This is a genomic window from Streptomyces coffeae, from assembly GCF_016741875.1.
Taxonomy (GTDB): domain Bacteria; phylum Actinomycetota; class Actinomycetes; order Streptomycetales; family Streptomycetaceae; genus Streptomyces; species Streptomyces coffeae.
Genome location: NZ_JAERRF010000016.1, coordinates 127883 through 141074, shown reverse-complemented (window position 1 = coordinate 141074; position 13192 = coordinate 127883). Strand labels below are relative to the sequence as shown.

The following is a 13192-nucleotide window of genomic DNA, read 5'->3' as shown; positions in this document are numbered from 1 at the left end:
GGCGACCGGGGCGTCAGGGCCTCACGGGGTGCCGGGCAGCGCGGCGGGCCGCTTGCCGGAGTCGGGCAGCGGGGCCGCTTTCGGCCGCGGTTCCGGCTCCGCGCGGGCGGCGCAGTCGGCGCTCCGGCCGGGGGTCTTCCCGGTCAGCAGATAGGTGTCGACATGCCGGTTGACGCAGGTGTTGGGGCCGCCCCACAGCCCGTGCGTCCCCGCGTTCCGCTCGGTCACCAGGGAGGAGCCGGGCAGCCGCCGCCACAGCTCCTTCGCCCCCGCGTAGGGGGTGGCCGCGTCACGCTCGGCGGACAGCAGCAGGACCGGCGGCAGGGTGCCGCGGCCCGGTCCGGTGCCGAGGCCGGTGCCGATGCCGATGTCAACGGGGCGCTGGTGGCCCAGCGGCCAGTACGCGCACGGCAGGTTCATCGCGACGTTGTCCCAGGTCTCGAACGGCGCCCGGCGGGCCAGCGCGGTGTTGTCGCGGTCCCAGGTGGCCCAGGTGCGCGGCCAGGGGGCGTCATTGCACTCCACGGCCGTGTAGACGGCGTTGCCGTTCTCCTCGTCCGCCGCCGTGGCGGGGTCCGGCGAGGCCAGGTCGGCCAGCGGGGTGGGATCGCCGCGCAGATAGGCGGCCAGCGCCCGGGCACTGGGGTCCCAGTACGCGTCGTTGTAGCCGGTCCGCAGGAACGCGTGCTGGAGCTGGGCGGTGCCCACCGGGCCCGCGGGCTCCCGCGTCAGCCGCGCCCGCGCCTTCTCGTACGAGGCGAGCACGCGCTCCGCGGTGGTGCCGAGGTGGTAGACGCCGTCATGACGGGCCACCCAGGCGCGCCAGTCCCGCCAGCGGCGCTCGAAGGAGAGTGACTGCTCGAGGTTGTTGCGGTACCAGATCTGCCAGGGGTCGGGGTTGACCACGCTGTCGAAGACCATCCGGCGCACATGGCCGGGGAACAGCGTGGCGTACACCGCGCCGTAGTACGTGCCGTACGAGGCGCCCATGAACGTCAGTCGCCGCTCGCCGAGCGCGGCGCGCAGGACATCGAGGTCACGGGCGTTGTTGAGCGTGGTGTAGTGCGCGAGCGCGGATCCCGCGCGGCGGGCGCAGCCCCGGGCGTAGGCCCGGGCCCGCGCCACCATGCGCTTTTTGAAGCCCGCCGACGGACGCGGCGGGGAACTGGTGGGCGCCTTGACGAAGGCCGTGGGCGACTGGCACGACAGCGGTGCGGAGCGGCCGACCCCGCGGGGTGCGTAGCCGACGAAGTCGTACACCTTCGCCACCCGCCGGAAGTCCTCCTCGGACGCGTACGAGGGAAACGCCATTCCGGAGGCGCCGGGTCCGCCCGGGTTGTAGACCAGCGCCCCCTGGCGCCGGGCCTTGGGCCCGGTGGCGCGCACCCGGCTGACGGTGAGCGAGATCTTCGGGCCGTCGGGCCGGGCGTAGTCCAGCGGGACCGAGACCGTGCCGCAGGTGACCGGGGCGGTCAGCTGCTCGGCGCGGGGGCAGCGGCCGAAGTCGATCCCGCGGGCCGCGGCCCGCCGGGCGGCGAGCGCCACGCCCTGGGCCTCGGCCGCACGGCCGAGGGGAGCCGCGGCCAGCGCGGGGGAGGCGGGTGAGGTGGACCAGGCGGGCGCGGCGGCCAGGGGAGTGGCGGCGGCCACGGCGGTGGCGGTCCCGGCGGACGCGGCGGCCCGGGCCCGGACGACGGCGGTGCCGGTGGTGTGCGGTGCGCCGGGCGCGGCCAGCGGACGGCCGGTGGCCGGGGTGGCGAGAAGCGCGGTCATCCCGAGCGACAGGGACAGCGGTCCGAGGATGCCGTACAGCGCTGCTGCTCTCACAAGCCATCCCTTTCCGCGGTGCGCGATGATGCGTTACGCGATAAAAGGCATATTTCGTGGGGTTGTTGGCTGTGTAAAGCACCGCGCGGCGGTGTCGGGGTCATTGACCCCAATGCGCTTTCAGCGCCGCGCGCAGGGCGGGGTCGGGGAGCACGGCGGTGCCGTGGACCGCGACCGCGGTGAGCAGCTCACCGTCGTCACCTCCGGCGTCGGCCGCCCCACCGCCACCCCGGGCGGCGGCCCGCCGCGGGGGGATGTCGATCCGGCCCAGGAGCTGCTGCCCGGCCGGGGACGCCCACCGCGAGTAGGGATGCGCCTCGACCCGGGCGATCACCAGACAGCTCGCGGTGAGGACCAGCGGCAGTGCGAACCACGCGGCCACCGGCCCGTGCCCCGGTGCGGGCGGCACCAGCAGCAGCGCGCCCGCCGCCGACAGCAGGACCAGCACACACGCCGCCCCGACCTGCCGCACCGCGGACGCCACGTTCGACCGCTCGGCGGCGGAGACCGCGAGCCCCGCGCCCACCAGCCGGTCGGCCAGCGCCCGTACCGGTTCGGCGGCGGTGAGGGCGGTCCGGACGGCCGGTACGGGCGACTGGCCCTCCGGGCCGATCGCGGAGATCACCGAGCGCTCCAGGTCGTTCCGCCCCTCGGGGTCCACGACCGTGACCCACCCGGTGTGCGCGAGCAGCAGCCGTCGCTCGCGGTACATCGTCACCAGCGCGAGATCGCCGACCCGGTGCGGACCGCCCGCCAGAAAGGCCGTCTCGTACAGGCCCAACGCCGCCGAGCGCACGGCCGGGTCGGGATCCAGGGGGTGGGCGGCGGCGACCGCTGCCCGGCACAGCCGGGCGCAGCTGACGACCGCGACACCCCAGGCGACGAGCAGGAACGGGACCCACAACATGGCCGAGTTTCTACTGGACCGGGCCTGCGTGCGCCACAGTTTTCACGATGTGGAACGGCGCGTGCGGTTTCCGCTCCCCTTGCGGTGACCGCTCCGCGCGGCTCCGGACGGCTCAGCCGCCGCCGCAGCCTCCGCCGCCACCCCCGCAGCCGCCGCCTCCACCGCAGCTGGAGCCACCGCCACAGCTGGAACCTCCGCCCCCGCCGCACGATGAGCCGCTGCCGCAGGAGGAACCGCCACAGCCCGAACCGCCCCCGCCGCACCACGAGCCGTCGGAGGAAACCACGGAGAAGCTGACGTCCCCGCCGTAGCCCCCTGCGCCGACCGGCATCCTGCCCGCTTCCAGCAGCTGGTCCCGCAGCACCTGGTCCTCGGCCAGGGCGGTCGCGCCGCCCAGCGCGACGGCGACCGCCACGGCGGCCACGGCCTGGGTGGCGTACCCGTGGTGGTGGCCCGGTCCGGGGTCCCCCGGTCCGAACTGCCCCACGCGGTGGTCCGGCAGGGCGGCGGGCGTGGGAGCGGTCGCGGTGTCCGCGGTGTACGTCCGAAGCGCCCGCCTTCCGGCGCCGGTCACCCGGCGCCTGCTCGCGGTCGCGCAGGCCGCGCCGATCACGAAGCCGAGGAACAGCGCGGGGAGGACCTCGACGATGAACGGCAGCTCGTGCAAGCTGTCGCTGTCCTGCTTCGTCGTCCCCCAGCCGGCCGCGAACGCCCCCAGCCAGCAGGCCACGATCTGCGTGATGGCCCAGCGCCGCCAGAAGCGGATGGCCTCGGGCCGCACCATCAGCCCGCGGCGCGCCAGCCCGTCGCCGATCGCCTGCACCTCCAAACTGCGCATCAGCTTCCGGCGCAGCAGGGCCAGTCCGCCGTGCTCCGCGTCGGCGCAGTGCCTGAGCAGCGCGTTCTCGACGGGGTGATGCGCGACCGGCTGGCGTACCGAGACCACCCCGGGGCCACCGACCGCCAGCCGTCCGTCCTCGTGCATCGTGCTGATCACGGTGTCCGCCACCCGGCCCGGCCCGCCCGCCAGGAACGCCGCCTCCAGGACGTCGTGTGCCCGGGCGTACACCTGGCCGTCGGCCGCCCTGCGGGAGCGGACGGTGCCCACGATGAGGGCCACCGAGGACGCCGCGACCGCCACGTAGATCAGAACCGCTGCCGTATCCATGTCTCTCACCTTCCGCTCAGCGCGTGGCGCAGGGCGCGGGCGAACCGCACCGCGGGGTTCACCGGCAGCGGGGCGGGCCCCGACCGCTCCTTCCACCACTGGGTCAGCCGCCGTCGTGCCGCCGGGTCCCGGGGCAGGTCGTCGGCGAGCAGGTACTCGGCGAACGACAGGGCGTCGCGGCGGTAGCCGCCGGTCATCGGGCGGCGGTCCGCGTACGCCAGGAAGGCCGGGCGGAATCCGTCGCCCAGGATCTCCGGCAGCTCGGGCGCCACATGGGCGATCACCGAGACCCGCTTGGCCGTCAGCGCCGTGCTCTGGACGCGCAGCCGCCGCCGGTCGAAGCCCTCGGGGCCCGGAGTGCCCGCGACGAGGGCGGACAGCAGGGAGGTCTGGGCGAGCGCGAGCCGCTGCCGGGCGGCGTCGAGCGCGGCCTCGCCGGGGCCGTCCATCACCGGGGGAGCGTCCGGGGACGCCTCCGGGGTGCACGGGGTCGCCGTCCCCGCCGCCGTCACCGCGCGGATCGCGTCGAGTTCGCCCGCCAGCTCCTCGGCCGCCGGGAAATCCTCGTCGCGCTCCAGCAGCACGCCGGGCGGTACGGTCCGCGCGCACAGCTCGGCGAGGACGTCGAGCACGGGCTGGGTCACCGGATGGGCATGGCTGTCGTGCCAGACCCCGTCCCGTTCCACACCGCCCGCCACATGGACATAGGCGATGGCCTCGGTCGGCAGCTCGTCCAGAGCCCTGGCCGGGTCCTCGCCCCGGTTGACGTGGTTGGTGTGCAGATTGGCGACATCGATCAGCAGCCGCACCCCGGTCCGTTCCACCAACTCGGCCAGAAACTGCCCCTCCGTCATCTCCTCGCCGGGCCAGGAGATCAGCGCCGCGATGTTCTCCAGCGCGAGCGGCACCGGCAGGGCGTCCTGCGCGATCCGGACGTTCTCGCAGAGCACGTCGAGCGCGTCCCGGGTGCGGGGCACCGGCAGCAGATGGCCCGCCTCGATCACGGGTGACGCGGTCAGCGGGCCCCCGGCCCGTACGAACGCGATGTGCTCGGTGACCAGGGGCGCGCCCAGCGCCTCCACCCGCTCGCCGAGGGCCTTGAGCCGCTCGGGGTCGGGCGGTTCGGCGCCGCCCAGGCCCAGTGAGACGCCGTGCGGCACCACGGTGGTCCCGCGCTCGCGCAGCCGCTCCAGCGCGTCGGGCACATGGCCGGGGCAGACGTTCTCCGCGACCACCTCCACCCAGTCGATGCCGGGCAGTCCCGCGATGTCATCGGCGATTTCCGGTCGCCAGCCGATTCCGGTACCGAGGCGCACCATGGCTCCCCCTCCTCGTTCCGTCCCGCGTTCCGCGCGGTGTGTTCTCGCGTGCCGGGGTAATGACCCCACAGGGAGAGGACGAATCCCCGGGCCGTCCGGTTCAGAGGTTCATTTGAGCTTCTGCCGCTCACCCCGGCAGGTGCCGCGGGGGCCGGGGCGCGGACGGTCCGGGCGCCCCGGCGGCCCGTCCTCGGCCGCCGCGGCGGGGGTGCCCGGGTGGGGCGAATGATCACCGGCTGTCCCGAGTTGCCGAATATCGTCACTGTTACAAAATTTTGGACCCCTGTGGCGACAGGTGTTCGGAGGGGAAAATAGGATCGTGTGGTCATGGGGGGAAGGAAGATCACCTCTTTGTGCCGCGCCCGCGCGCGGAGTGAGCGTGGGGGAAAAGAAGTGCAGGGCAGCAGCGACAGCAACGCGGCGGGGAAGCATCGGAAGCACCGCCGTGCCGCTCCGCCGAAGATCCGCCGCGGACCGGCTTTCCCGGGCCGCCGCCGTCGTTTGGCCCCCTCGGGGCGCAGGCTCATGCTGCTGCGTCGCTGGGCGGCCGGGAGCGTCCGGCTGGACTATCCCCGGGCGGGCCGGCGGGGGGTGTGGCGCTGGCTGCCGTCATGGCGTCAGACGTCCCTGTTCTTCCTCTTCTGTCTGGGCATCATGACCGGGCTGCTGAGCTTTCTCTATATGCGGACCGAGATACCCGAGGACCTGAACGACTTCGCCACCCAGCAGGACAATGTCTACTACTGGGCCGATGGCAGCGAGATGGCCCGCACCGGACCGGTCAACCGCCAGGAGGTTCCCCTCGACAAGGTGCCGGAAAAGGTCCAGTGGGCCGTGCTGGCCGCCGAGAACGCCAGTTTCTACTCCGACAGCGGGGTCTCGCCCGCCGGGCTGATGCGTGCCGCGACCCGGATGGTGACCGGCGGGGAGACCCAGGGCGGCTCCACCATCACCCAGCAGTATGTGAAGAACGCCTATCTGAATCAGCGCCAGACCTTCTCCCGCAAGCTCACCGAGATGTTCATCGCGATCAAGCTGGACGACCGGATGAGCAAGGAGGAGATTCTCGAGCAGTATCTGAACACCAGCTGGTTCGGCCGTGGCACCTACGGTATTCAGCGGGCCTCCTACGCGTACTACGGCAAGGACGTCTCGCGGCTGAATCCGAGCGAGGGCGCGCTGCTCGCCTCACTGCTCAAGGGCGCCGGGTCGTTCGACCCCACGCTCGGCGAGAAGAACCGCCAGCGCGTGATGGACCGCTGGAAGTGGGTGCTCGACCGCATGGTCGAGATCGGAAAGCTCTCACCCGAAGAGCGCGCGAAGTACACCAAGTTCCCCGAGCCCAAGGCACCGCCCAAACCCGAGGGGCTGACCGGACAGGTCGGTTATCTGGTGGAGACCGCCCGCGCGTATGTCAGTTCCCACACCGATATCTCCGACGCCGACTTCGACCTCGGCGGGTACCAGATCCACACCACCTTCGAGAAGCCGAAGGTGGACACGCTGGCCAAGGCCGTGAAGAAGGCGCGCGCCTCGTTCGACCCCAAGGACCGGCGCGGCGATCGCCATGTGCGGATCGGCGCCGCCTCCGTGGCGCCGGACGGCAGGATCGCCGCGCTGTACGGCGGCCCGGGCTATCTGGAGCAGGGGTTCAACGATGCCAACGCCTCCAACGTGCCCGCCGGTACGGCCTTCACCCCGTTCGTCTACGCCGCCGCGCTGCGCGACGGGGTGCTGCTCGACCGCGAGGGCCCGCGTAAACCCGTCACCCCCACAAGCCTTTACGACGGCAACAACAAGGTGGCCGTGCGGACGCCCGAGGGGCCGTACTGGGACCGCAGCGGGAAGATCGTGCGGGCGGCCAACGACGCTGACAGGTCCTATGGGCAGGTCAGCCTGCGCCAGGCGATCGTGCAGTCGATCAACACCCCGATGATGCAGCTCGGTATGGACGTCGGCCTGGACCGGGTCCGTCAGGCGTCCATCGACGCGGGGATGCTGCCCAGCAGCTTCGGCGCCCGGGTGCCCGCGTTCTCGCTCGGCACCGCCACCCCCAGCTCCATCCGGATGGCCAGCGCCTACGGGACGTTCGCCGCCAAGGGCATACACACCCCGCCGTACTCGGTCAGCGGGCTCACCCGTAACGGGCAGAAGTTCCAGCTGCGGAGGGACCGTACGCAGCGGGCGTTCAGCGAGACCGTCGCGAACCAGGTGGACGACGCGCTGCACGGCGCCGTCCAGAGCGGGACGGGCTCGGCGCACGCGGCCGGCGCCGCGGGATCCGATGTGGCCGGGAAGCGCGGGATGGCGCAGGACGGCACCTCGGCCTGGTTCGTCGGCTACACCAAGAAGCTGTCCACGGCGGTGTCGCTGTCGCGGGTGGACCCCAAGACCCAGGAGCTGCTGCCGCTGGAGGACTTGGGCGGGCCGGGCGCGGTCCCCTCGGTGGACACCTATCCGCTGTCCATCTGGACGCGCTATATGACCGCTGCCGCCCGCGAATGAGACGCGATCACCCCCGGGGAGGATTCCCCGGGGGTGAGGGAGGAGCAGCAGCCGGACCGGCTATTTCTTGGTGAAGGTGCGCCAGTCCGGGGATTCCGCGGGATCCAGCATCCGCAGTTTCGCCAGCACTTCGGGGTCCTGTACATCGAGCCAGTCGGCGAGCTGCTTGAACGACACACAGCGCACGCCCTTACGAGGGCAGACATCGCGCATGACGTCTTCGACGGCCTGCATATAGATGCCGCCGTTCCAGGTCTCGAAGTGGTTCCCGATGAACAGCGGGGCGCGGCTGCCGTGATAGACGCGCTCGAAGCCGTTCAGATAGCCCTCGCGGGTCAGCCGCTCCCACTCCGCGTATTTTGCCGGATCGCCTTCGGTGCTGTCCCCGGACTGCTTGTCGAGGAAGTTGAAGTCCATCGACAGGACCTGCTTCTCGGTCTCCGGGTAGGGCACCAGCTGAAGCGGGAAGTTCCAGATGTCATTGAGCTTCGACGGCCACATCTGGAAGTCTCCCGGTGAACTGGCGTCATAGCGCCAGCCAAGCGATTTGATCAACGGGAGCAGATTCTTCTGTCCCTCCAGGCACGGCGCGCGCCCGCCCGTCAGTTCCACGTCGTAGTCGAAGGGCAGCGGTTTGACGTCGGTGAAACCGGTGTTGGTCTTCCAGTTCTTCACAAACGAATACGCCTGCTCGGTCTCGCTCTTCCACTCCTCGGTCGTCCAGTCCTCGCCGCCCTTGGTGCCGCAGAAATGGCCGTTGAAGTGGGAGCCGATCTCATTGCCCTCCTGCCAGGCGCCGCGCAGCTGTTCCAGCGTCTCCCGGATGTGCTCGTCGGTGGGGAAGGAGATGGCGGCCGATCCCTGCTTGTGCTGCGGCGGCCGATACAGATCGCTCTTCGACTTGGGCAGCAGATACATACCGCTCAGGAAGAACGTCATCGTGGCATTGCTCTCCCTGGCGACCTGGCGGAATCGCGCAAAGAGATGATCGTCGCCCTCCAGCGCACCGTCCCAGGAGAACACCACGAACTGCGGCGGTTTCTCGCCCGGTTTGAGCTTCCGCGGCTTCAGCTGTTTCGGCTGCCGGCCGGTGTAGGAAGTGGAGCCGTCACCAAGGACCTTGACCTTGCCGTCCCAGTCGGCGTACTTCTCCTTCTTCTTTTTCGCCTCCTTGGGCAAACGGTCCGACCTCGGGGAGGCGGCGGCCGCCGGGACGTCTCCGTCCGGGGCGTCCTCCGCGCCTCCGCGCGAGGTCAGGGCTATCAGCAGGGCCACGACGACGGCCACGGCCGTGAGCGCGCCGAGGGGCCCCACCACACCGTGGGCGCTCCGCGCGATGAAAACCTTCCACGCCTTCATGATCTTCAGCGCCTTCAACGGGTCCGCCCCCAGCACCAGTACAGATGTACATCCCCCTCCAGTATCACAGAAATATCACCTGCCCTTCACATCGGCACCCTCACCATCCGGTCAACAGCAGATGATTGACCAGAAGTGCCACCGTGGCCTGGACCATGAGCCAATGACGCCGGTCCCGTGCGGGCAGCAACGCGGCCCCCGGCAGCAGCCAGAGGAGGAACGGCAGCCAGATGCGCTCCGTCTCCGCCTTGCTCATACCGGACAGATCGGCGACGGTCAGCGCGAGCAGCGCGGCGAAGGTCAGCACCACCAGACTGTCCGGCCCGCCCGAACCGCCTCCGCGCAGCCGCCGTACCGCCCCCGGGGCGGCCACCACCACCCGGCGCGCCCCGGCCACACAGGCCGGACCGGCGGCGACCCCCGCGACGGCGAGATTGGCCCACACCCAGTAGGCGTACGGCCGGTCCGAGGCGACGCCCTGGTAGTAGCGGTCCACCAGCAGGTCGTACCCCTCCCACCACGCGAACCCGGACAGGGTGAACACCCCCGCCACCGCGGCCACTCCGGCCAGCGCCCAGGGCAGCGGCTTGGCCGTACGGGCGAGCACCAGCACGGCCAGGGCGGGCAGCGCCAGCAGGGTGAGCCCGTACGAGAGATACGCGGTGAACCCCAGCAGCAGCCCCGCGGCCAGCGCCACGGCCCCCGGGGCGCGGACCGTACGCCGCGCCGCCAGCGCCAGCAGCGCCAGACCCCACGCCGCCACGGCCGCGAAGTAGCCGTCCGCGGAGGCCCCCACCCACACCGCCGTCGGGGCCGGCACCAGGAACGGGGCGGCGGTGCGTGCCGCTCGTTCCTCGCCCAGCGCGCGCAGGGCGACCAGCACCGCGACCGCCGCCGAACTCCCCACCGTGACGCAGAACGTCCCCGCCCACGCCCCGCCGCCCAAGCCCAGCCGGTCCAGCCCGACGAAGGTGAGCACCGCGCCCGGCGGATGGCCCGCGATATGCGCCGGCCAGTGGTCGGGCTGGGTCAGCAGGATGTGATCGGTGAACCCGCGCAGCGTCGCGCCGATGTCATGGAACCGGTCCACCCCGCGCAGATACTCATGGCGCTGGGTCAGCCGCCCGGCCACGCCCCGGCCCCAGCCGTCGACCAGCGCCAGCGACCACGTCCACACCATGGCCGTCCCCCACACCGCCGCCAGCAGCCCGCGCCAGGGCAGCCGCAGCGCCAGCCGCGGCCCGTGGACGACGACGGCCGCGGCGACGGTCAGGGCGGCGGGTGTACCGGGCCCCACATGGGGCAGCCAGTCGGCGTACAGCGGCGCCCAGTCGACGTACAGGGAGTGGTCGGCGCGCTGGATCAGGGTGCCGACGACGGCGGCCACCGCGAAGAGGACGGCGCCCGCCACGGCGGTCAGCACATCCGGGCGGCGGCCGGTCCGCCCGGGGTCCGCGGTGGGACGGGGCTCGCCGGCGGTACGGAGGGGGAGTTTCACGGTGCGGAGGGGGAGCTTCACGGTGCGGAGAGGGAGTTTCACGACGTCACGCTAAGTCGCGGAACCGGGCGTCGGGCGGTCGCGGCGCGCCCTGTCATCGAACCGTCAGATCCTGGCGGCACGCCCCGAGCCGACCGCCCTGACGTCAGACTTTTGTCATCGGTTCAAGCCCCCGGAAAGCGCCCGAGCGGTCCTACGGTCGAGCCATGAGCAACCCTCCCCACCTCGGCCGCGGGCACCGCACCCCGTGGCGGAGCCCCCTGCGCGGCCCCTGGCTGACCTCCGTCTTCGGCCTGGTGCTGCTCGTCGGCATCCCCGTGCTCTTCGTGACCGGTCTGCTGTCGTACGCCGCCTACAACCCCGATCTGTCACCGGTCAACGACAAGACACCGGACAAGGGGCTGCTCGGCTTCTATCTCTTCTCCTGGCCGACGCACCCCTCCTGGCTCTACGGCGTCAACCAGGGGGTCCACGTCACGCTCGGTATCGTGCTCGTCCCCGTCCTGCTGGCGAAGCTCTGGTCGGTCATCCCCAAGCTCTTCGAGCGGCCTGCCGTGCGCTCCGTGGCACACGGGCTGGAGCGGCTCTCGCTGCTGGCGCTGGTGGGCGGCGGGCTCTTCGAGTTCGCCACCGGGGTGCTCAACGTCCAGCTGGACTACGTCTTCCCGGGCTCCTTCTACCCGCTGCACTTCTACGGCGCGTGGATCTTCATGGCCGCTGTTGTCGTCCATGTGGCCTTGCGCTTCCCCCGGATGGTTCGTGCGCTGAAGGGCCGTGATCTGCGGGCGGAGCTGCGTACGCCGGTCTCCCGCACCCGGCCCGAACCGCCCGACGACACCGGTCTGGTGAGCCCCGACCCGGCCCCGCCCACCATGTCGCGCCGAGGTGCGCTCGGGATGGTCGGCGCAGGGTCGGCCGCCCTGCTGGTGGTGACGGCGGGCCAGAGCATCGGCGGCCCGCTGCGCGAGACCGCGCTGCTCGCCCCGCACAACCGTGAACCCGGCCGCGGCCCCAATGGCTTCCAGATCAACAAGACCGCCGCGGGCGTCGGGATCCGCGCCCGCGACATGGGCTCCGACTGGCGGCTGGTGGTACGCGGCGGGGACCGTGAACTCGTCCTCACCCGGCAGCAGGTGCTGCGGCTGCCCCAGCACGGCGCACGGCTGCCCATCGCCTGCGTGGAGGGCTGGTCCACCCCTGACCAGCGGTGGGAGGGGGTACGGCTGGCCGACCTCGCCGCGCTCGTCGGCCACCGCGACCGACCGCCGGGCGTCCTGGTGGAGTCCGTACAGCGACACGGTTCCTTCCGCACCGTCGCCCTGCGCGACAACCAGGTCCGCGACCCGCGCTCACTGCTCGCCCTGAAGGTCAACGGCGCGGATCTGTCACCGGATCACGGCTATCCCGCGCGCATCATCGTCCCCGGCGCGCCCGGTGTGCAGAACACCAAATGGGTCGGGCGGCTGAGCTTCGGGGAGACGCTGTGAGGGGGCGTTACGGGGCGTCCCCGTGGCATCTGCTGTTGCTGCTGTGCTCCTTCGCGCTGACCGCCTACGCCGGTGTCCGGCTGCTGAGCGGCGACTGGTTCGGCATCGCCCTCTGGATCGTGGGCGCGGCCCTTCTGCACGACCTGGTGCTGCTGCCGCTGTACGCGCTCGCCGACCGGGCGGTCAGCGCGGTCCTGCCCGCCCCCGCCGTCTGGATCAACCACATCCGGGTACCCGCCTTCGTCTCCGGGCTGTTGCTGCTGGTCTGGTTCCCGCTGATCCTGGGTGAGCAGACACGGCGCTACGAACGTTCGACCGGGCTGTCGGCCGATATCTTCCCGCGGCGCTGGCTGCTGATCACCGCGGTGCTGTTCGCCGTGTCGGCCCTGTGGCTGGCCCTGCGGCGGTGGCGCGCACGCCCCGGCCGCGCGCCGGAGGTGAGCCCCTGACGGACTCCTCGCCCCTTGCGACGCAGCGCCCGCCCGCGCCTCCCCGCCGTCCGGCGGGGGCGCGGGCGCTGTGCCGACCGCAGCGGCGGACGCTCACCGCCCCGACGCGGTGGGCCCCTTGGGGGCCCGCCGAGTGGGTTGGGGTCCGCTTGCCTGCGGGGAGGCGCTGCGCCTGCGGTACGTGGCGGGGTGCGCTTCGGGCGTTCGCCGTCGATGGGCCCGCCCGTCAGCGTGCTGCGACGGGAGCGCACCCGCCACGTGCCCTGGGCGCGCCGCGCGGCCGGAGGCCGTGGCAGCGGTCCGAGCGCTTCGGCGGGGGCATTCGTATGCGGTTGGCCGCGCGCCGTGGGCTCCGCCTGCCGCGACGGGCGGGTCGTCCGGGTGTGGTGGTGAACGTGTGCCGTGGGCACCGGGCTTCGCAATGGGCGGTGAGGCTCGGGTCTGGTGGTGGCCGCGCGCCACGACGGCGGGTCGCCCGGATGGGGTGGCGAACGTGCGCCGGGGGCACCGCGCTGTGCAACGGGCGGCGGGGTCCGGGTCTGGTGGCGGCCGCGCGCCGCGACAGGTCGGCCACCCGGGCGAGTACGCGAACGCGGGCCGGAGGGGCGGCCGTAGGCCGGTCGGCGGTGCGGGTGGGAGGACACCGCACCGCCGACCGGGGTCGCGGGGCCGG

The 13192-nt window shown here is 72.3% G+C and carries 9 protein-coding genes; 3 read left to right on the top strand and 6 right to left on the bottom strand.

The genetic code is table 11. The features are described from left to right. Positions 1 to 21: 21 nt before the first annotated feature. The 4 genes from JK363_RS25625 to JK363_RS25610 form a co-directional block, all read right to left on the bottom strand. Positions 22 to 1827, bottom strand: a complete 1806-nt coding sequence (locus JK363_RS25625; RefSeq protein ID WP_307821866.1) for an alpha/beta hydrolase — start codon at positions 1825 to 1827, stop codon at positions 22 to 24. A 100-nt stretch (positions 1828 to 1927) separates the two neighbouring features. After that, complete coding sequence (locus JK363_RS25620) at positions 1928 to 2734, bottom strand: TIGR04222 domain-containing membrane protein (protein ID WP_201877611.1); 807 nt, start codon at positions 2732 to 2734, stop codon at positions 1928 to 1930. 112 nt (positions 2735 to 2846) lie between these two features. Next, positions 2847 to 3902, bottom strand: a complete 1056-nt coding sequence (locus tag JK363_RS25615) for a TIGR04222 domain-containing membrane protein (protein WP_201877609.1) — start codon at positions 3900 to 3902, stop codon at positions 2847 to 2849. 5 nt (positions 3903 to 3907) lie between these two features. Beyond that, complete coding sequence (locus JK363_RS25610) at positions 3908 to 5221, bottom strand: MbnB/TglH/ChrH family RiPP precursor modification enzyme (protein WP_201877607.1); 1314 nt, start codon at positions 5219 to 5221, stop codon at positions 3908 to 3910. 525 nt (positions 5222 to 5746) lie between these two features. Here JK363_RS25610 and JK363_RS25605 point away from each other — a divergent pair. Next, the gene (locus tag JK363_RS25605; protein ID WP_201877605.1) at positions 5747 to 7726 is read left to right on the top strand and encodes a transglycosylase domain-containing protein; all 1980 of its coding nucleotides are present in this window, start codon (positions 5747 to 5749) and stop codon (positions 7724 to 7726) included. Positions 7727 to 7786: 60 nt separating this feature from the next. Here the strand turns inward: JK363_RS25605 and JK363_RS25600 are convergent, their stop codons facing one another. Then, positions 7787 to 9085, bottom strand: a complete 1299-nt coding sequence (locus JK363_RS25600; protein ID WP_215911290.1) for a polysaccharide deacetylase family protein — start codon at positions 9083 to 9085, stop codon at positions 7787 to 7789. Between the two features lie 100 nt (positions 9086 to 9185). Continuing rightward, a complete protein-coding gene (locus JK363_RS25595; RefSeq protein ID WP_201877707.1) occupies positions 9186 to 10583 on the bottom strand; it encodes a hypothetical protein in 1398 nt (465 codons plus the stop codon). A 206-nt stretch (positions 10584 to 10789) separates the two neighbouring features. On the opposite strand from JK363_RS25595, the gene JK363_RS25590 reads away from it, so the two are divergent. Beyond that, on the top strand, positions 10790 to 12070 hold the full coding sequence (locus JK363_RS25590; RefSeq protein WP_201877602.1) for a molybdopterin-dependent oxidoreductase: 1281 nt from the start codon (positions 10790 to 10792) through the stop codon (positions 12068 to 12070). Further along, positions 12034 to 12519: a hypothetical protein gene (locus JK363_RS25585; protein WP_201877600.1), complete on the top strand. Its 486-nt coding sequence runs from the start codon at positions 12034 to 12036 to the stop codon at positions 12517 to 12519. The genes JK363_RS25590 and JK363_RS25585 overlap by 37 nt, the downstream gene beginning before the upstream one ends. Positions 12520 to 13192: the final 673 nt, after the last annotated feature.